Origin of the sequence: Streptomyces sp. SAJ15 (assembly GCF_007595705.1) — a bacterium.
Classification (GTDB): Bacteria; Actinomycetota; Actinomycetes; order Streptomycetales; family Streptomycetaceae; genus Streptomyces.
The window spans coordinates 337,251-357,609 of the sequence record NZ_NISY01000007.1; the positions used below are offsets into that span (position 1 = coordinate 337,251).

At 70.6% G+C, this 20,359-nt stretch carries 18 protein-coding genes, 1 pseudogene and 1 riboswitch; of the genes and pseudogenes, 5 read left to right on the forward strand and 14 right to left on the reverse strand.

Going from position 1 to position 20,359, the window contains the following annotated elements; translation table 11 throughout:
• Window positions 1–133: 133 nt before the first annotated feature.
• The 3 genes from CD790_RS20615 to CD790_RS20625 all read right to left on the reverse strand — a co-directional run bounded on the left by CD790_RS20615 (window position 134) and on the right by CD790_RS20625 (window position 3,106).
• Complete coding sequence (locus CD790_RS20615; protein WP_144384754.1) at window positions 134–1,186, reverse strand: C40 family peptidase; 1,053 nt, start codon at window positions 1,184–1,186, stop codon at window positions 134–136.
• Between the two features lie 289 nt (window positions 1,187–1,475).
• Window positions 1,476–2,837 carry an NYN domain-containing protein gene (locus CD790_RS20620; RefSeq protein WP_144384755.1) on the reverse strand — a complete coding sequence of 454 codons (1,362 nt, stop codon included), beginning with the start codon at window positions 2,835–2,837 and terminating at the stop codon, window positions 1,476–1,478.
• Window positions 2,838–2,854: 17 nt separating this feature from the next.
• Window positions 2,855–3,106 (reverse strand): hypothetical protein, encoded by a 252-nt coding sequence (locus tag CD790_RS20625; RefSeq protein WP_144384756.1) that lies wholly within the window; start codon window positions 3,104–3,106, stop codon window positions 2,855–2,857.
• 215 nt (window positions 3,107–3,321) lie between these two features.
• Between CD790_RS20625 and CD790_RS20630 the strand changes: the two genes are divergently transcribed.
• Together CD790_RS20630 and CD790_RS20635 are read left to right on the forward strand one after the other, a co-directional pair.
• Window positions 3,322–4,038 (forward strand): rhomboid family intramembrane serine protease, encoded by a 717-nt coding sequence (locus CD790_RS20630; RefSeq protein WP_144384757.1) that lies wholly within the window; start codon window positions 3,322–3,324, stop codon window positions 4,036–4,038.
• A gap of 42 nt (window positions 4,039–4,080) precedes the next feature.
• Complete coding sequence (locus tag CD790_RS20635) at window positions 4,081–4,362, forward strand: Lrp/AsnC family transcriptional regulator (RefSeq protein WP_144384758.1); 282 nt, start codon at window positions 4,081–4,083, stop codon at window positions 4,360–4,362.
• 84 nt (window positions 4,363–4,446) lie between these two features.
• Here CD790_RS20635 and CD790_RS20640 read toward each other — a convergent pair whose 3' ends face one another.
• The 6 genes from CD790_RS20640 to CD790_RS20665 form a co-directional block, all read right to left on the reverse strand.
• On the reverse strand, window positions 4,447–5,889 hold the full coding sequence (locus tag CD790_RS20640) for an aminotransferase class V-fold PLP-dependent enzyme (RefSeq protein WP_144384759.1): 1,443 nt from the start codon (window positions 5,887–5,889) through the stop codon (window positions 4,447–4,449).
• 204 nt (window positions 5,890–6,093) lie between these two features.
• Window positions 6,094–6,211, reverse strand: a riboswitch (SAM riboswitch).
• Between the two features lie 254 nt (window positions 6,212–6,465).
• Window positions 6,466–7,530: an anthranilate phosphoribosyltransferase gene (gene trpD, locus CD790_RS20645; RefSeq protein ID WP_144384760.1), complete on the reverse strand. Its 1,065-nt coding sequence runs from the start codon at window positions 7,528–7,530 to the stop codon at window positions 6,466–6,468.
• Window positions 7,531–7,842: 312 nt separating this feature from the next.
• On the reverse strand, window positions 7,843–9,477 hold the full coding sequence (locus CD790_RS20650; RefSeq protein WP_144384761.1) for a cytochrome bc complex cytochrome b subunit: 1,635 nt from the start codon (window positions 9,475–9,477) through the stop codon (window positions 7,843–7,845).
• Window positions 9,474–10,523 (reverse strand): ubiquinol-cytochrome c reductase iron-sulfur subunit, encoded by a 1,050-nt coding sequence (locus CD790_RS20655; RefSeq protein ID WP_144384762.1) that lies wholly within the window; start codon window positions 10,521–10,523, stop codon window positions 9,474–9,476. The genes CD790_RS20650 and CD790_RS20655 overlap by 4 nt, the downstream gene beginning before the upstream one ends.
• Window positions 10,520–11,329 (reverse strand): c-type cytochrome, encoded by an 810-nt coding sequence (locus CD790_RS20660; protein ID WP_144384763.1) that lies wholly within the window; start codon window positions 11,327–11,329, stop codon window positions 10,520–10,522. Before CD790_RS20660 ends, CD790_RS20655 begins: the two co-directional genes overlap by 4 nt.
• 89 nt (window positions 11,330–11,418) lie before the next feature.
• The gene (locus tag CD790_RS20665; RefSeq protein ID WP_144384764.1) at window positions 11,419–12,039 is read right to left on the reverse strand and encodes a heme-copper oxidase subunit III; all 621 of its coding nucleotides are present in this window, start codon (window positions 12,037–12,039) and stop codon (window positions 11,419–11,421) included.
• Window positions 12,040–12,229: 190 nt separating this feature from the next.
• On the opposite strand from CD790_RS20665, the gene CD790_RS20670 reads away from it, so the two are divergent.
• Window positions 12,230–12,634 carry a hypothetical protein gene (locus CD790_RS20670; protein WP_144384765.1) on the forward strand — a complete coding sequence of 135 codons (405 nt, stop codon included), beginning with the start codon at window positions 12,230–12,232 and terminating at the stop codon, window positions 12,632–12,634.
• Window positions 12,635–12,738: 104 nt separating this feature from the next.
• On the opposite strand, the gene CD790_RS20675 is transcribed toward CD790_RS20670, so the two are convergent.
• Window positions 12,739–14,019: an Ig-like domain-containing protein gene (locus CD790_RS20675; protein ID WP_144384766.1), complete on the reverse strand. Its 1,281-nt coding sequence runs from the start codon at window positions 14,017–14,019 to the stop codon at window positions 12,739–12,741.
• A gap of 11 nt (window positions 14,020–14,030) precedes the next feature.
• Between CD790_RS20675 and CD790_RS34735 the strand changes: the two genes are divergently transcribed.
• On the forward strand, window positions 14,031–14,201 hold the full coding sequence (locus tag CD790_RS34735; RefSeq protein WP_186319143.1) for a hypothetical protein: 171 nt from the start codon (window positions 14,031–14,033) through the stop codon (window positions 14,199–14,201).
• A gap of 65 nt (window positions 14,202–14,266) precedes the next feature.
• Here the strand turns inward: CD790_RS34735 and CD790_RS20680 are convergent, their stop codons facing one another.
• From CD790_RS20680 to coxB, 3 genes and pseudogenes are all read right to left on the reverse strand, one after another.
• Window positions 14,267–14,665, reverse strand: coding sequence for a cytochrome c oxidase subunit 4 (locus CD790_RS20680; protein WP_144384767.1), 399 nt, complete (start codon window positions 14,663–14,665; stop codon window positions 14,267–14,269).
• Window positions 14,662–16,318, reverse strand: a pseudogene (locus CD790_RS20685) (cbb3-type cytochrome c oxidase subunit I). Before CD790_RS20685 ends, CD790_RS20680 begins: the two are co-directional and overlap by 4 nt.
• A complete protein-coding gene (gene coxB / locus CD790_RS20690) occupies window positions 16,315–17,322 on the reverse strand; it encodes a cytochrome c oxidase subunit II (RefSeq protein ID WP_144384768.1) in 1,008 nt (335 codons plus the stop codon). The pseudogene CD790_RS20685 and the gene coxB overlap by 4 nt, the downstream one beginning before the upstream one ends.
• Window positions 17,323–17,648: 326 nt before the next feature.
• Between coxB and CD790_RS20695 the strand changes: the two genes are divergently transcribed.
• Complete coding sequence (locus CD790_RS20695; RefSeq protein WP_144384769.1) at window positions 17,649–19,064, forward strand: cysteine desulfurase/sulfurtransferase TusA family protein; 1,416 nt, start codon at window positions 17,649–17,651, stop codon at window positions 19,062–19,064.
• Window positions 19,065–19,234: 170 nt separating this feature from the next.
• Here CD790_RS20695 and CD790_RS20700 read toward each other — a convergent pair whose 3' ends face one another.
• Window positions 19,235–20,209: a carbohydrate kinase family protein gene (locus CD790_RS20700; protein WP_144384770.1), complete on the reverse strand. Its 975-nt coding sequence runs from the start codon at window positions 20,207–20,209 to the stop codon at window positions 19,235–19,237.
• Window positions 20,210–20,359 lie beyond the last annotated feature (150 nt).

Below are 20,359 nucleotides of genomic sequence, written 5' to 3' on the forward strand. Positions count from 1 at the left end.
GCCATGTGGCCGGCGCCCGGAAGCCGTTCCCGGGTGTCGACCGAAAACCGACGTCCCGCGCGAACGCGGCCGTTCGGGGCGGAACGGGTCGTCCGGCGCGGAACGCGGGTGCGGCTTCCGCGCCGGAGCGGCGTCAGACCCGGACGCCGAACTGGAATGGCATGTTGTTGATCGACTCGTAGCGCACATTGGCCCCCGGCTTCGGGGCGTGCAGCACCTGGCCGTTGCCGGCGTACAGGCCCACGTGGTGCAGATCGCCGTAGAAGATCACCAGGTCGCCCGGCTTGAGCTCGCTCATCCCCAGCCGGGTGCCGGCGTTGGCCTGGTCCTGGGACATCCGCGGCAGTTGGACGCCGGCCTGGGCGTACGCCCAGGAGGTCAGGCCAGAGCAGTCGAAGGAGCTGGGGCCGGTGGCGCCCCAGACGTAAGGGGCGCCGATCTTGGTCTTGGCGGCGGCCAGCGCGGCCGAGGCACGACCGGACTGCGGGGCGTCGTCGCCCAGGTCGGTCGGCCGGTCCTCGGAACTGCGCTCCGCGCGCTTCTGGGCCTCCTTGGCGCGCGCCTCCTCCTTGGCGGCGAGCTCCGCGCGCTCCTGCTCGGTCAGGGAGTTGAGCAGCTGCTGCGCCTTGGCCAGCTTGCCCTGGATCTCGGTCTTCTTCTCGCCCAACGACTTACGGGTGGCGGAGAGGTCCGTCAGCTTGGTGGACGCCTCTTCGCGCTGCTGCTTGAGCGTGCGCTGCTTGTCGCCGATCTGCTTGATCGCGGCGGCCTGCTTGCTGCTGACCTGGTCCAGGGTGGACGCCTTCTCCAGGTAGCTGTCCGGGTCGGAGGAGAGCAGCAGCTGCACGGAGGGGTCGATGCCACCGGAGCGGTACTGCGCGGCGGCCATCGAACCCAGGCCGTCCCGCAGCTCGTTGAGCTCCTCCTGGCCGCGCGCGACCTTGTCCTGGAGGGTGCTGACCTGCTCCTCCAGCGTCTCCTGCTTGGACTTGGCGCCGTTGTACTGCTCCGTGGCCTTCTCGGCCTCTTCGTAGAGCTTGTCGACCTGGGCCTTGACGTCCTTCTTGGACGGCTTCGGATCGGCGTGGGCGGCCTGGGCCCCGAGGGCCACGGCGGCGGCAGCGGTCGCGGTGAGGACGGTTACCCGAGTACGGCTCGGCTGCTTGGGTCGACGGTGGGACGCCACGGAGACGAGCTCCTTCTTCCTCCAGCCGCCTGCCGGGTGGTGGGGGCGAGCCCCGGCTCCGCGCGACGCACCCGCGGACTCGGCGGTTCCCCCGCTGCCACTCCGGATGAGTGATCAAACGCGCGGAGGTTCGAGGGGAGACATTAGTAATGTCATCGTGATCCCTTCAAATCCCACTGGGCAAAATCTCGCCCACCACCCTCAGTTTTTACCAACATCACACGGGCCGTGACGGCGAGTTGACGTTCCGCCTCCGCGGTCAACCAGGGATCTAGCGGGACATCCAGGATCAGATCCGGGCAAGTCGCTTGAGCAGCAGTGCCGATGCCACCGGACGAGCGCCGGCCTTCGCCACTCCGTCGGCCACCTCCCGGTCGGTGGAGACCACCACCACCGGACGCCCCGGCGGTTCGGCCCGCACCAGCTGCCGGATCAGCTCATCCGCCGTCACCCCGGGCTTGCTGAACAGCACCCGCACCCCGCGCGGCGGCGCCAACAGCACCGGGGCGGCCAGCTCGGCCCCGTCGAAGACACAGGTCATCTCGGCGCCGGTCTGCGCGGCCAGCACCGCGAGCCCGCCCAGCAGCCGCAGCCGCTGCTTCTCCAACGGCATCGTCGGATAACCGGTCTTGGTGACGTTGTAGCCGTCCACCACCAGATGGGCCTGCGGCAGCGCCAGCAGTTGGTCGAGCAGCGCCGGGTCGGTCTCGGAGAGCGCGCGGCGCGCGATGTCCTTGGGCGTCATCCGGCCCGGCTCCACCGCGTCCACCGTGTCCGCCGGGCGCGTCGAGGCCGGGGGCAGCGCCAGCTCACGGCGCAGCCCCTGCGCCGCGTCCAGCACGGTGTCCAGCAGCAGCCGCACCCGCATGTCCTCGAAGGTGCGGCCCTCACGCGCCGCCCGCCGGCTCGCCTCCAGCCCCGACTCGGCCTCCGCGACCCGGGCCCGCAGCCGCCGCGCCTCGCCCTCCGCCATGGCCTGCTGCGCGGCCGCCGCGGCGCGCTGCGCCTCCAACTCCGCCTCGACCTTGCGCAGCGCCGCCTCGCCCCGCTTCACGTCGCTCAGCGCGCTGCGCAGCTTGCGGTGCAGTCCGTCGACCTCCTTGCGGACCGCCTCCAGCTCCGCGCGGGCCCGCTCGGCGTCACCGCGCGCGATCGAGCGCGCCTCGGACAGCTCCTCGCGCAGCTGCCGCAGTTCGCGCTCGGCCTCCTCGCCCGCGCGCTCGGCGTTGGCGCGCTGCGCCTCCTCGCCCGCGGCGTCCACCAGCTTGACCCAGCCGGTCGGTCGCAGCACATACGCCAGCGCCGCCACGTCCACCGGATCGGCGGCGGCCGGCGGCGAGCCGCCCTCGATGGCCTCCGCGAGCTCGGCCTGGGTCTCGCGCAGTCGCCCCGCGATGCGCTGCCGGAAGACCGGATCGCTCTCCACCGCGGCCGCCATGGCGTTGCCCGCGAACTTGGCCCGGCGGGTCGGGGTGAAACGGGCGTACTGCCGCAACTGGGGTGGGAGTTCGGTGACCGTCAGGCCGCCGAAGGCGTCCGCGACGAGCGCCACGACGCGCCGTCGCACCCCTTCCGGCAGGGGGCGGTCCAGCGCCTCGATGCCGCCGTCGGCGTCACCGGCCGCCTCGGGGCCGCCCGTCCGCTCCACCACCTGTCACTTCTCCGTTCTCACGCGCTCGCGCTCGCGCCCGTCCCCGGGCGGTCCACCAGCTCGATCCGGTCGACCGCGTCGCACCAGCGGCAGCGCACCGACTCGATGGTCTCACTGAGCACCTCGCGCTCCTCGACCCTCGACTCTCCCGCCAGATCCAGGTGGACATAGTCGGTGGCCCTTATCGAGCGGGTCACGTCGAACCTGGTCAGATTTCCGCACAGGGTGCAGCGCCAGCGGGTCTCCGCGGTCGGCTGGGGAACGGCCATCGTCGTCCTCTCTCCGGTTTCGGTTCTCCACAGGGCTCCGCGCCGGGCGGCTCATCCCTGGGGGTGGGGCGTCGCGCGTGCTCAGCGCCGCATGCTGTCCATGCCGCGTGCTGTAACCCTACGGCCTGAAGCCCGGGGAGGGCGGGGGCCGGGCCAGCGGGTGGTCGCGGCGAGGCGCTCTGTGCAGGTAGCTCCCGGTACGCCATGATCTGCCCATGATCGAGTCATCAGCGGGTTACGCCCGGCCCACGGTGACCTACGCCCTCATCGGCACCTGTTGCCTGGTCTTCGCCATCGGACCGGCCTCCGGCCTGAACCCCGGTTACGGCGTGGGCGGCGACCTGCTCCAGGCCCAGTCGGCGTACTTCGAGCGCTGGGGGGTGATCCCCAGCAAGCTCTGGAGCGGTCCCCCCACCGAACCACTGACGCCCCTCACCGCGCTCTTCGTGCACGGAAACTGGCTGCATCTGCTCGGCAACATGCTGTTTCTGTATGTCTTCGGGGCGATGGCGGAAGAACGGATGGGGCGCCTCCAGTTCGCCCTCTTCTACCTCGCCACCGGATATCTGGCGCTCCTCGGCTACGCCGCGGCCCACGCCGACTCCTCGCAGACCCTGGTGGGCGCCTCCGGGGCCATCTCCGGGGTGCTCGGCGCCTTTCTGTGGCTCTTCCCCAAGGCGCGGGTGACCAGCCTCTTCCCGTTCCTGCTCTTCCTGCCGCTGCGTTTCCCGGCCTGGCTGGTGCTGCTGTTCTGGTTCGCCCTGCAGTGGCTGGCCGTGCGTGAGACCGGCTCCCGACCGGGCGTGGCCTACCTCGCCCATCTGATCGGCTTCGTGCTGGGCTTCCTCTTCGCCTGGGCACGGTTCGGGCGGCAGCCCGAAGGGCGCGGGGCCACCTCGATCGAAGGGGGCGGCGGGAGCCCGGCGGGATAGAGTGAAGAGCGCAGCCGGCCCCAGTGAGGGAGACAGCCCACCGTGATCACCGCGATCGTGCTCATCAAGACCAGCGTCGACCAGATCCCCGAGATCGCCGAGAAGATCGCCGCTCTCGACGGGGTCAGCGAGGTGTACTCGGTCACCGGCGCGCACGACCTCATCGCGATGGTGCGGGTGGCCCGGCACGACGACCTCGCGGACGCCATCCCGGGCCAGATCAACAAGGTGCCCGGCGTCGCCTCGACCGAGACGCACGTCGCCTTCCGCACCTACTCGCAGCACGACCTGGAGGCGGCGTTCGCCATCGGCCTCGAAGGCTGAGCCCGACCCCGCCGTGCCCGCGGGGGCGTCCGCCGCCCCCGCCCGGCACCCCGCGGGATCAGCCCCGGTCCGACACCTTCGGCATCAGCCCCGGTCCGGGACGCAGCGCCCGCCCTCCGTCCGGTAGCGCCACTTGGCGCCGTCGCGGACCAGCTCCTTCACCGCCGCCACGAAGCGCTCCACGTGCTCGTCGGGTGTTCCCGCGCCGAAGCTCACCCGGATGGCGTTGAGCGACCGCTCGCCGGGTACCGCCTCCGGGGCGCCGCACTCCCCCTGCTCCTGGGGCTCGCCGCCGAGCAGGGTGCGCACCAGCGGATGGGCGCAGAAGAGCCCGTCCCGCACCCCGATGCCGTACTCCGCGGAGAGCGCGGCGGCGAAGTGCGAGCTGTTCCAGCCGTCGACGACGAAGGAGATGACGCCCACGCGCGGGGCGTCGTCGCCGAACAACGACAGCACCCGCACCTCGGGCACCTCCGCCAACCCCGCGCGCACCGCCGCGACCAGCCGCCGCTCGCGGTCGACCAACCGGTCGAAGCCGGCCTCGGTCAGCGCCCTGCACGCGGAGGCGACGGCGTAGGCGCCGATGACGTTGGGCGAACCGGCCTCGTGCCGCGCGGCGGTGGTGTGCCACTCCACGTCCACCCCGCCGTCGCCGCGGCGCGCGACCGCGCGGCTGGCGCCGCCGCCCGCCAGATAGGGCTCGGCGTCCCGCAGCCAGTCGGCCCGCCCGGCCAGCACCCCGGAGCCGAAGGGCGCGTACAGCTTGTGCCCCGAGAAGGCCACCCAGTCGAGGTCGTCCCCGGCGAGGTCCACCGGGTGGTGCGGCGCGAGCTGCGCGGCGTCGACCACGATGCGCGCCCCGTGCGCATGGGCGGCGGCGGCCAGTTCCCGCACCGGCCACAACTCCCCGGTCACATTGGACGCACCCGTCACGCAGACCAGGGCCGGCCCGTACGGCTCGCGGTCGACCAGCGCGCGCTCCAGCGTCCGCACCGCCTCCCGCGGCGACCGCGGCGCGCTCAGATACGTCACCTCGACGTCCTCCCGACGCCCCCACGGCAACAGCGAGGCGTGGTGCTCGGTCTCGAAGACGAACACCCGCGTGGCGGGCGGGAGTACGGCCGCCAACAGGTTCAGCGAGTCGGTGGTCGAGCGGGTGAAGACCACCTGGTCGTCGGCGCGGCAGCGCAGAAAGTCCGCCACCGTCGTGCGACTGTTCTCGAACAGGTCGGTCGACAGCTGCGAGAGATAGCCCGCTCCCCGGTGCACGCTCCCGTAGTACGGCGCGTACGCCGCCACGTCGTCCCACACCCGCCGCAACGCGGGCGCGCTGGCCGCGTAGTCGAGCGCCGCGTACGTGACCTCGCCGCCGGTCACCAGCGGCACGAGCACGTCCTCGCCCAGCACCGGCAGCGGCGCGCAGTCGGGGTCGGCGCAGGCGTCGGCGCCGGGCGCGGCGGCCGAGACCGAGGGGGCGGGGGTGTCGACGCAGGTGCCGACGGTGGCGGTTTCAGGGCATGCGGACATGGCGGTATCTCCCGGCAGGACAGTGCGGAATGGCTCAGAAAACCCGCGCGGGGCGGCCGAACGGGGCCCGGGGCACGGGGTGTCGCCTCAACGCGCGCGACGGCTGTGCCGCGGCGGCGGAGGGGGAAGAGAACGGGCCGTAGGCCCTAGAGCATTCGCTGAATCACGGAAGAGCTCCCTCGACGACCAGGATCCCTGGCGAGGGATCCGCGCTTGCCGCAGACCTCGCTGCCTGCGACCCGGTCATCACCCGGGGCACCCCGCCACGGACGGAGGGTTGCCGGACAGCGGGCCGGGGCCGTAGTCGCTGTCACTCGTGACCTGACCGCAAGTATGCCAAACGATCGCCCTGACGCAACCGCGGTCCGCATCCCGGACGGCCAGTCCGACCGTCGTCGGGCTGGCCGGACGGGATCGCCGGCCGGCGGGCGCACCGCCGACCTACCTCGGCTGAGGACATGGTGGGGTGGCTTTGCACCCCAACGCCCTCGGCCAGGCGGTACTGACCGTACGCCAGCCCGCGGGACCGGGGGCCGTGGGGCCGGGACCTCCGGCCCCCGGAACAGGCTGCCGCGGTCAGCGGGAGGTGGCGAGCACCCAGCGGTCCAGGGCCGCACGCGCGGCGCCGGAGTCGACGGCCTCGGCGGCGCGCTCGATGCCGTCGGCGATCTGCGCGGTGAGCGGCCGGTCGTCGGGCGCCAGGGCGACGAGCGCGGCGGCGGAGTTGAGCAGCACCGCGTCCCGCACCGGGCCGGTCTCGCCCGCCAGCAGTCGGCGGGCGACGTCCGCGTTGTAGGAGGCGTCGGCGCCGCGCAGGGACTCCACCGGCACCAGGTCGATGCCGACGTCGCGGGGGTCGAAGGTCTCCTCGCGCACGGCGCCGTCCCGGACCACCCACACCCGCGAGGTGGCGGTGACGGTCAGCTCGTCGAGGCCGTCGTCGCCGCGGAAGACCAGCGCGGAGGAGCCGCGCTCGGCGAGCACACCGGCGAGGATGGGCGCCATCCGGGCGTCGGCGACGCCGGTGGCCTGGGCCGTCACCCGCGCCGGATTGGTCAGCGGGCCGAGGAAGTTGAAGGTGGTGGGGATGCCCAGCTCACGCCGGGCGGGGGCGACATGCCGCAGCGCGGGGTGGAACTTCACCGCGAAGCAGAAGGTGATCCCGGCCTCCTCGGCCACCTCGGCCACCCGGCGCGGGGTCAGGTCCAGATTGACCCCGAGCTTCTCCAGGACGTCGGAGGAACCGCTGGCGGAGGACGCGGCGCGGTTGCCGTGCTTGACGACCTTGGCGCCGGTGCCCGCGACGACCAGCGCCGACATGGTGGAGATGTTCACCGTCCTGGCGCGGTCGCCGCCGGTGCCCACGATGTCGACGGTGGGGCCGGGCACCTCGATCAGGTTGGCGTGCGCGTACATGGTCTGGACGAGTCCGGACACCTCGGCGACCGTCTCGCCCTTGGCCCGCAGGGCGACCGCGAAGCCGGCGATCTGGGCGTCGGTCGCCTCGCCCCGCATGATCCGGTCCATCGCCCACGCGGTGTCGCCGGCGCTCAGGTCGGCGCCGCTCAGCAGCGAGTTCAGTACGTCCGGCCAGGTGCGGGCCGTCGCGCTGTCGCCGCCTGCCGGGGTCACAACGTTCATGGTCCACACTCCTGGGTGGTCGGTCTCATCCGCGTCGATCCGCGCGGTCCGCGCCGTTGCGCGCGGCGCCACGCCCTTGACGCACCGCGCGCGTACGCGCGGGTGCGCATGCTCAGCCTATCGGCGCCCGGCGACCGTCCGGCGCGTTGCCCGAGGAGCGGACATCCGCGAGGCCCCGCGGCCCCCACGGTCCGGCCCCGCCCTTCTTCACCGGCGAGCGAGCCTCAAAAAAAGGGGCCGAGGGCCCCGGCACCGCCCTCAAGGGGCGGGCCGAGGCCCTCGGCTGTGGCGTCAGCTGGTCCTGCTCGGAGATCAGTGGTGGCCGTGGCCGCTGGTGATCTCGTGGTACTCCTCGGCGGTCGGCTTCGGGATCTGCGACCCCTCGCCGAAGTAGCTCTTGGAGAGCTTCACGCGGAGCTTCTCCGAGCGCTTGATCTTGCGCTTCACGCCGTTCTCGTCGACCTCGGGGCCGAGCTCGAGCGGCTTGGGCTGCTCGTGCGAGGTGAGGGTGTGCAGCTGCTCCTGCGAGAGCGGCTCGTGGACCTCGATGAACTCGCCGTGCGGCAGGCGCTTGATGATGCCGGTCTCGCGACCGTGCAGCACCTTGTCCTTGTCGCGCCGCTGCAGACCCAGGCAGATCCGCTTGGTCGCGATGAAGGCCAGCACCGGGCCGACGAAGAAGCCGATCCGGACGAACCAGGTGATGGCGTTGATCGACAGGTGGAAGTGGGTGGCCCACAGGTCGTTGCCACCACCGACCAGCATCACGAAGTACGCGGTCAGCCAGGCCACACCGAAGGCGGTGCGGTTCGGCCGGTTCCGCGGCCGGTCCAGCAGGTGGTGCTCGCGCTTGTCACCGGTGATCCAGGCCTCGATGAACGGGTAGACGCCCATCGCCAGGAGCACGATCGGGAAGAGCACGATCGGGATGAAAACGCCCAGGACCAGCGTGTGGCCCCACAGGTTGATCTCCCAGCCCGGCATCACACGGACCAGACCCTCGGCGAAGCCCATGTACCAGTCGGGCTGGGCGCCGGTGGAGACCTGGTCGGGTCGGTACGGACCGATGGCCCAGATCGGGTTGATGGTCGCGATCGCGGAGATCACCGCGATGACACCGAAGACCAGGAAGAAGAAGCCGCCCGCCTTGGCCATGTAGACCGGCATGAAGGGCATGCCGACGACGTTCTTCTCGGTCTTGCCCGGGCCCGGCCACTGGGTGTGCTTGTGGTAGAAGACCAGGATCAGGTGGGCGACCACCAGACCGAGCATGATGCCCGGCAGCAGCAGGATGTGCACCGAGTACAGCCGCGGGATCACGTCCATGCCCGGGAACTCGCCGCCGAACACGAACATCGAGATGTACGTGCCGACCAGCGGGATCGACAGGAACACACCCTGGATGAACCGGATACCGGTACCGGACAGCAGGTCGTCCGGGAGCGAGTAGCCGGTGAAGCCGGTGAACATGCCCAGCACCAGCAGCAGGAAGCCGAAGAGCCAGTTGACCTCACGCGGCTTGCGGAAGGCGCCGGTGAAGAACACCCGCATCATGTGCACCAGCATCGCCGCGAGGAAGATCAGCGCGGCCCAGTGGTGGATCTGACGGATCAGCAGACCACCGCGCACCTCGAAGCTGATGTCGAGGGTCGAGGCGAACGCCTCGGACATCCGCACGCCCTGCATCGGCACGTACGGACCGTGGTAGGTGACCTCTTCCATGCTGGGGTGGAAGAACAGCGTCAGGTACACACCCGTGAGGATGATGATGACGAAGCTGTAGAGCGCGACCTCGCCCAGCATGAACGACCAGTGGTCCGGGAAGACCTTGCGCAGCGCGCCCTTGGCCATCTTGTTGGTGCCGAGCCGGCCGTCCGCCCAGTCGGCGAGACGCTCGCCGCGCGGGGCCTTGCCGCCCTCGCGGCGCGTATCGGTTGACGTGCTCATCCGCGCTCCCAGTAGGCCGGGCCGACGGGCTCCGCGAAGTCACCCATGGCCTCGAGGTAGCCCTCTTTGTTCACCGTGATCTGCAGCTGCGGCAGGGCGTGGCCGGCCGGGCCGAAGATCACCCGACCGCCGTCGGCGAGGTCGAAGGTCGACTGGTGGCAGGGGCACAGCACGTGGTGGGTCTGCTGCTCGTACAGGCTGATCGGGCAGCCGACGTGGGTGCAGATCTTGGAGAACGCGACGATGCCGTCGTGCGACCAGTCCAGCTCCTGCTTGTCCTTGATGTTGTCCGGCTGGATCCGGACGATCATCAGGGCCGCCTTGGCGATCTGGACCTGGAAGTCGTGGTCCTCCTCGCTCATGCCCTCGGGCATGGCGAAGGTGAGGGAGCCCACGGCGATGTCCTCGGGACGCAGCGGCTGCATGGTGTTCTGGTTCATCAGCCGCTTGCCCTTGGCCCACTTGGTGTGCCGGAGCTTGTCCTCCGGCATCGGGCCGAGGTCACGCAGCAGCACCAGGCCGGACAGCGGCACCAGCGCGACCGCGCCGAAGAGCGTGTTGCGGGCCAGCTTGCGGCGACCGAAGCCGGACTCCTCGGCGCCGATCCGGAAGTCCTCGTAGGCCTGGGCCCGGACGTCCTCGTCGGCGCTGACCGGGTGCCGGTCCTGCACCATCTCCACGTCGGACATCAGGGTGCGGCTCCAGTGGACCACACCCGCGCCGATGCAGAAGAGCGCGAGGCCCAGCGTGATGCCCAGCGAGAAGTTGAGCGCGCTGACGTGCCCGATCGGCCAGACGTAGACGATCTTGTCGACCGGGAAGGCCACGTAGGAGGCGATGAACGCGACCGTGGAGAGCATCGAGATCACGAACAGCAGCGCGATCGTACGCTCGGTCCGCGCGGCGGCCTTGGCGTCGATGTCCTGGATGCGGTGCTCGTGCGGCGGCATCCCCGGGTCGGCGAACGGGTTGTCGTGGGTCGCTACCGCGCCCTTGCCCTGCTCTTCGGGCAGGTTCTCAGTGTGTGAAGTGTCTTGGCTACTCATGACTTCTTGGCCTTTGCAGTCCGGGCGGCGACCCAGATGGCGAGGACGATCATGGCGGACATGCCGAAGACCCAGGCGAAGAGGCCCTCGCTGACCGGGCCGAGCCCGCCCAGCTCAAGGCCGCCAGGGGTCTCCGTCTCCTCGCTGTTCACCTTCTGGAGGTAAGCGATGATGTCCCGCTTCTCCTTCTCCGGCATGGTGGTGTCCGGGAAGGAGGGCATGTTCTGCGGGCCCGTCTGCATGGCCTCGTAGATGTGCTTCGGAGACACACCGTCGAGCGGCGGCGCGTACTTGCCGTGGGTCAGCGCGCCACCGTTGCCGGTGAAGTTGTGGCACTGAGCGCAGTTGTTACGGAAGAGCACGCCACCGTTGCCGGTGTCGGCACCCGCGGGGTTGTACTGCTCCTTGGTCGGCGTCTCCGGGCCGGGGCCGAGGGAGGCGATGTACGCGGACAGCTGCTCGATCTGCGCGTCCGTGTAGATGTTCTTCTTCTTCGGCACCTGGGCGCCCGGCTGCTGCGCGGGCATACGGCCGGTGCTGACCTGGAAGTCGACGGCGGCGGAGCCCACGCCTACCAGGGACGGGCCGTCGGACGTGCCCTGACCGCCGGTGCCATGGCAGCTTGCGCAGCCGACGGCGTAGAGCTTCTTGCCCTCCTCGATGGCGAGGGACTGGGAAGTGTCATCGGCCTTCGCCTTGTCCGCGGGCGCGAACGCGGCGTACAGCCCCCCAGTGACCGCCAGCGCGAAGAGTAGGACGACGACCGCCGCCAGCGGATGGCGTCGTCGTGCGGAGAGCTTTTTCACGGATTACCCCGGTGTCAGGATCTTCTGCGTCGATGCTTGAGGACGTTGTTCCGGCGCGGGGCTCGACGCGCGAGCCCCTGGGCACCGGATTACTTGATCATGTAGATCGTGGCGAAGAGGCCGATCCAGACGACATCGACGAAGTGCCAGTAATAGGACACGACGATGGCCGCGGTCGCCTGCTCGTGGGTGAACCTCTTGGCCGCGTACGTCCTGCCCAGGACCAGCAGGAAGGCGATGAGTCCGCCCGTCACGTGCAGTCCGTGGAAGCCGGTGGTCAGGTAGAACACCGAACCGTACGGGTCGGACGAGAGCGAGAGGCCCTCGTGCTTGACCAGCTCGGTGTACTCGAAGACCTGGCCGCCGATGAAGATCGCACCCATCACGAAGGTGATCACGAACCACATACGGAGCTTCTTCACGTCACCGCGCTCGGCGGCGAAGACGCCGAGCTGGCAGGTGAGGGAGGAGAGCACCAGGATCGTGGTGTTGGTGGCCGAGAAGGGGAAGTTGAGGGCCGAAGCCATCTCCTTCCAGTGCTCGGAGCCCGTCACCGATCGCAGGGTGAAGTACATCGCGAAGAGGGCCGCGAAGAACATCAGCTCGGAACTGAGCCAGATGATGGTTCCGACGCTGGTGAGGTTCGGCCGGTTGACCGACGGGTGCGCGTGCCCGGTATCTACTGCTGTTGCTGTCGCCACGACCGACATTATGTCGGTCGCTTATCCAGCCCTCACTCCGGGGGGTGCCGTTCGGTGTGTCAACGGCGTGTGCCCTGCCCGAACGGCCCATCGGCGCATGGGCGGGACCCTGCCCGGGCAGATGGCCGAGGAGTAGCATCCGCGCAACGGTTCCGAACCGAAGCCGTGCCCTGAAGGCCGTCTACGAGCTGGAGGAACAATGCAGCCGACCGCCACGGTCCTGGTCTACAGCGATGACGCGACCGTTCGCGAGCAGGTCCGGCTGGCTGCCGGGCGGCGCCCCGCGGCCGATGTGCCGCCGGTGGAGTTCCTGGAGTGCGCCACCCTCCCCGCGGTGCTGGCGGCCCTGGAGGAGGGCGGCGTCGACGCCTGCGTGCTGGACGGGGAGGCGGTTCCGGCGGGCGGCATGGGGGTGTGCCGGCAGATCAAGGACGAGATCTTCCGCTGCCCTCCGGTGCTGCTGCTCATCGGCCGCGCGCAGGACGCCTGGCTGGCCACCTGGAGCCGCGCGGACGCCGCCGTCACCCATCCGGTGGACCCGGTGATCTTCGCCGAGGCGCTGGCCGGCCTGCTGCGCCGGCGGACCACGCTCGGGGCCGCCTGATCCGGACGCCGGGGCGGCCTGATCCGCGTGTCGGGGCGGCCTGATCCGCGTGTCGGGGCGGCCTGATCCGCGCGTCCCCCGTACGGGTGGCCACCGGCCCGTCGTCACACCCCGGGGCGCAGCCTGGCCGTGTCGGCCGGGCCGCCCGCGTCCCGTCCCGCCGCGCCACCGGTCGCCGGGCCCGCCAGGGCGCTGCCCTCGCTCCACTGTTCCCAGGACATGTTCCAGTCGCCGAAGCCATTGTCGAACGGCGTCATGGTGGCGCCGCCGCTGCCCACGACCTTGACGATGTCGCCCACCCGTACGGTGTTGAAGAACCACTCGGCGTCGGCGGTGCTCATACCGGTGCAGCCATGGCTGACGTTGGCCGCTCCCTGGGCGCCCACCGACCAGGGCGCCGCGTGCACGTACTCGCCGCTCCAGGTGACCCGGGTGGCCCAGTAGACCGGCAGGTCGTAGGAGTCGGAGCTGCCCTCGGGGATGCCGATGCTGGTGCCGCGCATCCGTACGAAGGGTTCCTTGGCCAGGACCACCTTGACGCCGTTGCGGGTCGCGAAGCCGGGCTTGCCGGTGGTGATGGGGATGGTGCGGATGGCGACGCCGTCCCGCAGCACGGTCATGTGATGGGTGCCGGCGTCGGCGATGGCCTCCAGACGCGGCCCGGTGTGCAGCGTCAGCGGCTTGGTGGCGGCGCCGTGCAGCTCGCCGCCGACGCGGACACCGGTCAGCGTGGAGCGCACGGTGATGGTGGCGCGGCCGGGCCAGTACTCGCGCGGCCGGTAGTGCAGCGTCCGACCGTCCACCCAGTGCCACAGGCCCTGCACCGCGGGGCGCGACTCCACCTTCAGTCCGCGCTCCACGACGGCCCGCGCGGAGGGGTCCTCCACCTGCCGGCTCAGCCGGGCGGTGATGGGCTGGCCGACCCCGTAGGTGCCCGCCTCCGGGCCGAAGGTCACGCGCAACTGCTTGCCGGCCGGGGCGGTGTCGAAGCCGATCACCCGCCGGCCGGGCCTGCCGTCCTCGTTCTCGGTGCTCACGCGCAGCGTGTAGTGGGCCCCTGCGGCGAGCGGAGCGGTCGAGCGCCATCTGGTGCCGTCGGCGCTCAGTTCGCCGCGTACGTACCGTCCTGCGGCGTCCGTGGCCGTCACATCCGTGATGCGGCTGCCGTCCCCCTTGGCGGTCACTTCCAGGGGCTTGTCCGGATCGGCCTTCCGGTCGCCCCCCACCCCGCTGAAGGAGATCTGTCCCGTGGCGTCGTACGGGGTGGCGGAGAGCGCCTGCCCGGAGGGGCCGCCGCAGGCGGCGCCGCCGGCCGCGACCAGTCCGACCAGCAGCGCGCACCCGGCGCGAAGTGATGCCGTACGCGAACGAGGACGGTGACTCATGGTCACAAAGTATGCAAATCCATCCCTTCTGGCGCGTGGAGTACCGCCGAACGGGCTATCGGGCCGCCGTGGACGGCGACGGAGACGCCGAGGGCTTCGGTCAGCACGAGGGCCCCGGACGGGACGAGGGGTCCGGACGGGACGAGGGGTCCGGAAACGCCGAGGGGCCCGGACACCTGTGAAGGTGTCCGGGCCCCTGGCCCGAGGACGGGTGCCGCGCCGACCGTGGGCCGGCGCGGCCTACGCCCTACTGGTTCGCGTTCTCGCCGCGGTAGTACTCGAAGACCCAGCCGAAGAGACCAATCATGATCATCGGGGCCGAGAAGTAGAGCAGCCACCAGCCGAAGACGACGCCCATGAAGGCGAGCGCGCCACCGACCGCCAGCGACAGCGGCTGCCAGCTGTGCGGGGAGAAGAAGCCCAGCTCACCGGCGTCGTCGGCGACCTCGGCGTCCTTACGGTCCTGCGCCCCGGTGTCCACCCGGCGAGCCGTGAAGGCCAGGTAGTAACCGATCATGATGCAGAGACCGAAGGCCAGGAACAGCGCGGTGGTGCCGGCAGGCTCCTTCGACCAGACGCCGTAGACCACGGCCATCACGAGGACGAAGACGGAGAGCCAGATGAACATCCGGCCTTGGACCTTCACTTGCCGGCCTCCTTGCCGCCCGCGAGGGCCTTGTCATCGTCGCCCGCCCCGAGGTTCTCCAGCTGGTCGAGCGCCGCGATCTCCGGGTGGTGCAGGTCGAACGCCGGGGATTCGGAGCGGATCCGCGGCAGGGTGAGGAAGTTGTGCCGCGGCGGCGGGCAGGAGGTGGCCCACTCGAGCGAACGGCCGTAACCCCACGGGTCGTCGACCTCGATCTTCTTGCCGTACTTGGCGGTCTTCCAGACGTTGTAGAAGAACGGCAGGATCGACAGGCCCAGCAGGAAGGAGCTGACGGTCGAGATCATGTTCAGCGTGGTGAAGCCGTCGGCGGCCAGGTAGTCCGCGTAACGGCGGGCCATGCCCTCGGCGCCCAGCCAGTGCTGCACCAGGAAGGTGCCGTGGAAGCCGATGAACAGCGTCCAGAACGTGATCTTGCCCAGCCGCTCGTCCAGCATCTTCCCGGTGAACTTCGGCCACCAGAAGTGGAAGCCGGCGAACATCGCGAAGACCACGGTTCCGAAGATCACGTAGTGGAAGTGCGCCACCACGAAGTACGAGTCCGAGACGTGGAAGTCCATCGGCGGCGAGGCCAGGATGACACCGGTCAGACCACCGAAGGTGAAGGTGATCAGGAAGCCGACCGCCCACAGCATGGGCGTCTCGAAGCTCAGGCTTCCCTTCCACATCGTGCCGATCCAGTTGAAGAACTTGATACCGGTCGGAACCGCGATCAGGAACGTCATGAAGGAGAAGAACGGCAGCAACACGCCGCCCGTGACGTACATGTGGTGGGCCCACACGGTCACCGACAGACCCGCGATCGAGATGGTCGCCGCGATGAGGCTGATGTAACCGAACATCGGCTTACGCGAGAACACCGGGATGATCTCGGAGATGATGCCGAAGAACGGCAGCGCGATGATGTACACCTCGGGGTGGCCGAAGAACCAGAAGAGGTGCTGCCACAGCAGGGCACCGCCGTTGGCGGCGTCGAAGATGTGGGCGCCGAACTTGCGGTCCGCCTCCAGCGCGAAGAGCGCGGCGGCCAGCACCGGGAAGGCCAGCAGCACCAGCACACCGGTGAGCAGAACCGAGGATGGTGCCGAAGCCCGAGAAGGCCAGACCCATGATCCACATGTCGGCGCCGACGCCCGGCGAGCGGACCGCGTCCGACAGCGGGGAGTAGGCGAACCAGCCGAAGTCGGCCGCACCCTGCGGGGTGAGGAAGCCGCCGACCGCGATCAGCGAGCCGAACAGGTAGAGCCAGTAGGCGAACATGTTCAGCCGCGGGAACGCCACATCGGGCGCGCCGATCTGCAGCGGCATGATCCAGTTCGCGAAACCGGCGAACAGCGGGGTGGCGAACATCAGCAGCATGATCGTGCCATGCATGGTGAACGCCTGGTTGAACTGCTCGTTCGACATGATCTGCGTGCCGGGACGGGCCAGCTCGGCGCGCATGAAGAGCGCCATCACGCCGCCGATGCAGAAGAACGCGAACGACGTGACCAGGTAGAGCGTGCCGATCGTCTTGTGGTCCGTGGTGGTCAGCCACTTGACGACGACATTCCCGGGCTGCTTACGGCGCACCGGCAACTCTTCCTCGTAGGAGGCGGTTGCGTCGGCACCCTGAGATTCGTTGAGGATGCTCACTTTTGCTTGGTCTCCGCGTTCTTGGCGGGTTCCGTCTGCTCGATGCCGGACGGGATGAAGCCGGTCTGGCCCTTCTTCTTCAGGTCCTGGAGGTGCTCGCGGTACTCCTTGGGCGAGACGACCTTGACGTTGAAGAGCATGCGGGAGTGGTCCACGCCGCAGAGTTCGGCGCACTTGCCCATGAAGGTGCCCTCCTTGTTGGGGGTCACCTGGAAGCGGTTGGTGTGGCCCGGGATCACGTCCTGCTTCATCAGGAACGGGATCACCCAGAAGGAGTGGATCACGTCACGCGAGGTCAGGATGAACTCGACGGTCTCGCCCTTGGGCAGCCACAGCGTCGGACCGGGGCTCGGGTTGCCCGGGGTCTTCTCGCCCGGGGTGCCGACCTCGTAGACGCCGTCCACGCCCGCGGGCAGGGTGGCCATCATCCGGTCCGGAATGTTGGAGATGTTCTCCGGCGGGGTGTTCGCCTTGGGGAGCTTCTGGCCCTCCTTGGCTTCCTTGTACGTGTAGCCCGTGGACTTGTTGCCGTCCACGTTCTCCAGGTAGTTGAAGCCCCAGCTCCACTGGAAGCCCACGACGTTGACGACGTGGTCGGGCTTCTTGTCGACCTTGAGGAGCTCGTTCTCATCGCGCGCGGTGAAGTAGAAGAGCACCGAGACGATGATGATCGGGACCACGGTGTACAGCGCCTCGATCGGCATGTTGTACCGGGTCTGCGGAGGAACCTCGACCTTGGTCCGGCTGCGCCGGTGGAAGATGACGCTCCACAGGATCAGGCCCCAGACCAGAACGCCCGTGGCGAGCGCAGCCGCCCACGAGCCCTGCCACAGGGAGAGGATCCGCGGCGCCTCTTCGGTGACGGGGTCGGGCATCCCGAGGTTGGGGAAGTCCTTAGATGTGCAACCGGTGGCGGTCGCCAGGACCATGCCCGCGGCCAGCGCCTGCAGCAGCTTCCGCCGCACCGGGCGCCGCGACGAGCGGTCGGAGCCGTTGGGACTCACGTAGCGCCTTCCCGAGAGTCTCGCCCGCGCGGCCGGCTGCGGCCGTCTCGCTGGTCGGTCGCCGGCCCGGTGCGGGCAGGGGTTTGGATGTTTATGCGGACCAAACCCTACTGGACGCCTTTTAGGGCCGCGCGGGGAGGGTGCCCAACGCGCCGGACCAGTCCCCGAAGGGGTGGAAGCACCGCCTCCGCGGGCGCTCGCGCCACGGACGGCCCAGCGCTGACGGTGCGTCGCCGCGGCCCGCGACGGGGGCAGCGCCGACGATAGCGGACGGCCGGGCACGGCGGGCGGGACGCGCGGAAGGAAGGAGGAGTTAGGTTGCCTACGTGCCCTACTTCGACGCCGCCTCCTCCGCGCCCCTGCACCCGGTCGCCCGCCAGGCGCTGCTCGCCGCCCTCGACGAGGGCTGGGCGGACCCGGCCCGGCTCTACCGCGAGGGGCGCCGGGCCCGGCTGCTGCTGGACGCCGCGCGGGAGACGGCCGCCGAGGCGGTCGGCTGTCGCCCGGACGAGCTCGTCTTCACCCCTTCGGGTACCCGGGCCCTGCACGACGGCATCGCCGGCGCGCTCGCCGGGCGGCGGCGGACCGGCCGCCATCTCGTCGTGTCCGCGGTGGAGCACTCCGCGGTGCTGCACGCCGCCGACGCGCACGAGGCCGCCGGCGGGACCGTGGCCCGGGTGGCGGTGGACCGCGCCGGCCGGGTCGCGCCCGGCACCTTCGCGGCGGCCCTGCGGGACGCCCCCGGGCCGGTGGCGCTCGCCTGTCTCCAGTCCGCCAACCACGAGGTCGGCACGGTGCAGCCGGTGGCCGAGGTCGCCGAGGAGTGCCGGGAGGCGGGCGTCCCGCTGCTCGTGGACGCCGCCCAGTCGCTGGCCTGGGGCCCGGTCGACGCCCCATGGTCGCTGCTGACCGGCAGCGCCCACAAGTGGGGCGGCCCGGCCGGCGTCGGGCTGCTCGCCGTCCGCAAGGGCGTGCGCTTCGCGGCCTTCGGCCCGGCCGACGAGCGCGAGTCCGGGCGCGCGCCCGGCTTCGAGAACCTCCCCGCCATCGTCGCCGCCGCGGCCTCCCTGCGAGCCGTGCGACAGGAGGCCGCCGCCGACGCGGAGCGGCTGCGCGCGCTGGTCGACCGGATCCGGGCCCGCGTGCCCGAGCTGGTGCCCGACGTGGAGATCGTCGGCGACCCCGAGCGGCGCCTGCCCCACCTGGTCACCTTCTCCTGCCTCTACGTCGACGGCGAGGCGGTCCTGCACGAGCTCGACCGCGCGGGATTCTCCGTCTCCTCCGGCTCCTCCTGCACCAGCAGCACCCTCACGCCCAGCCATGTGCTGCGCGCGATGGGCGTGCTCTCCGAGGGCAACATCCGCGTTTCACTGCCGCTGGGCACGGCGGACCAGGACGTCGAGCGGTTCCTGGCGGTGCTGCCGGGAGTGGTCGCGGGGGTGCGGGAGCGGTTGGGCGCGCCCGCGGCTGCGCCTGCGGCGGGCGGGGCCGGGCCGATGGAGGCGCCGGAGGCCGCGGCGGACGAGTTCGTGGTCGATTCGCTCGGCAAGCGGTGCCCGATCCCCGTCATCGAACTGGCCAAGGTGATCGACGACGTGCCGGTCGGCGGTGTGGTGGTCGTCCTCTCCGACGACGACGCCGCCCGCCTCGACATCCCCGCCTGGTGCGCCATGCGCGGCCACGACTATCTCGGTGAGACGGCCGCCGAACGGGGAACGGCGTATCGAGTCCGCCGGGTCTGACCCCTCCCCCGGCGCGCGTGCGCGTGCGCGTGGGCACCCCCTCGGTCCGCCAACCGCTGAGGCGGCTTCGGCACCGCCGGGCCGCCGCGGTCTCGCCTGATCGAGGGAGGCGGGTGTGGCGAGGGGCGGGCCCCCGCGGGCCCGCCCCTCTTGCTTTCGTGTGCCCGGGGTCAGGACAGGCGGGCCTGGACCTCGGCGGCGGCCTCGTGGCCGTACGCCTTGGCGAAGCGGTCCATGAAGTGGCCGCGACGGAGCTCGTACTCCTGGGTGCCCAGGGTCTCGATGACGAGGGTGGCGAGCATGCAGCCGATCTGGGCGGCGCGCTCGAGGGAGAGGTCCCAGGAGAGGCCGGCGAGGAAGCCGGCGCGGAAGGCGTCGCCGACACCGGTCGGGTCGACCTTGGCCTCCTCCTCCGGGCAGCCCACCACGATCGGCTCCTCGCCGACGCGCTCGATCCGCACGCCCTGCGCGCCCAGCGTGGTCACGCGGGTGCCGACCTTGGCCAGGATCTCGTCCTCGGTCCAACCGGTCTTGGCCTCGGTGAGCGCCTTCTCGTACTCGTTGGTGAAGAGGAACCGCGCGCCCTCGATCAGCCGACGGATGTCGTCGCCGTCCATGCGCGCCAGCTGCTGGGAGGGGTCCGCGGCGAAGGGGATGCCCCGGGAGCGGCACTCCTCGGTGTGGCGGACCATGGCCTCCGGGTCGTCCGCGCCGATGAGGACCAGGTCCAGCCCGCCGACGCGGTCGGCGACCGGCTGGAGCTCGATCAGTCGGGCCTCGCTCATCGCGCCGGTGTAGAAGGACGCGATCTGGTTGTGGTCGGTGTCCGTGGTGCAGACGAAGCGCGCGGTGTGCAGCACCTCGGAGATGCGGACGGAGGACGTGTCCACCCCGTGCCGCTCCAGCCAGGCGCGGTACTCGGCGAAGTCGGAGCCGGCGGCGCCGACCATGACCGGGCGCAGACCGAGCACGCCCATGCCGAAACAGATGTTGGGGGCGACGCCGCCGCGGCGGACGTCGAGGGTGTCCACGAGGAAGGACAGGGAGACCGTATGCAGCTGGTCGGCGACCAGCTGATCGGCGAAACGGCCGGGGAAGGTCATCAGGTGGTCGGTGGCGATGGAGCCGGTGACTGCGATACGCACGGCGTGTCTGCTCCTGTGGGCTACGGAAAAAAGGGACGCTCTACGCTACCGGGTCCCAGGCCCCGCGTTCGAATGGCCGAAACTACCTGATAGTAGATCTTTTCCCCCGGGGATACCGTGCATACGGTGCCACTCAAGGGCCCACGTCGG

Bases quoted from the DNA above. Each gene is read 5' to 3' on its own strand.
- CD790_RS20675 (WP_144384766.1), bottom strand. From the start codon at position 14,019: ATGAGTCACCGTCCTCGTTCGCGTACGGCATCACTTCGCGCCGGGTGC.
- CD790_RS20625 (WP_144384756.1), bottom strand. From the start codon at position 3,106: ATGGCCGTTCCCCAGCCGACCGCGGAGACCCGCTGGCGCTGCACCCTG.
- CD790_RS20630 (WP_144384757.1), top strand. From the start codon at position 3,322: ATGATCGAGTCATCAGCGGGTTACGCCCGGCCCACGGTGACCTACGCC.
- CD790_RS34735 (WP_186319143.1), top strand. From the start codon at position 14,031: ATGCAAATCCATCCCTTCTGGCGCGTGGAGTACCGCCGAACGGGCTAT.
- CD790_RS20655 (WP_144384762.1), bottom strand. From the start codon at position 10,523: ATGAGTAGCCAAGACACTTCACACACTGAGAACCTGCCCGAAGAGCAG.
- CD790_RS20665 (WP_144384764.1), bottom strand. From the start codon at position 12,039: ATGTCGGTCGTGGCGACAGCAACAGCAGTAGATACCGGGCACGCGCAC.
- CD790_RS20640 (WP_144384759.1), bottom strand. From the start codon at position 5,889: ATGTCCGCATGCCCTGAAACCGCCACCGTCGGCACCTGCGTCGACACC.
- CD790_RS20650 (WP_144384761.1), bottom strand. From the start codon at position 9,477: ATGAGCACGTCAACCGATACGCGCCGCGAGGGCGGCAAGGCCCCGCGC.
- CD790_RS20670 (WP_144384765.1), top strand. From the start codon at position 12,230: ATGCAGCCGACCGCCACGGTCCTGGTCTACAGCGATGACGCGACCGTT.
- trpD (WP_144384760.1), bottom strand. From the start codon at position 7,530: ATGAACGTTGTGACCCCGGCAGGCGGCGACAGCGCGACGGCCCGCACC.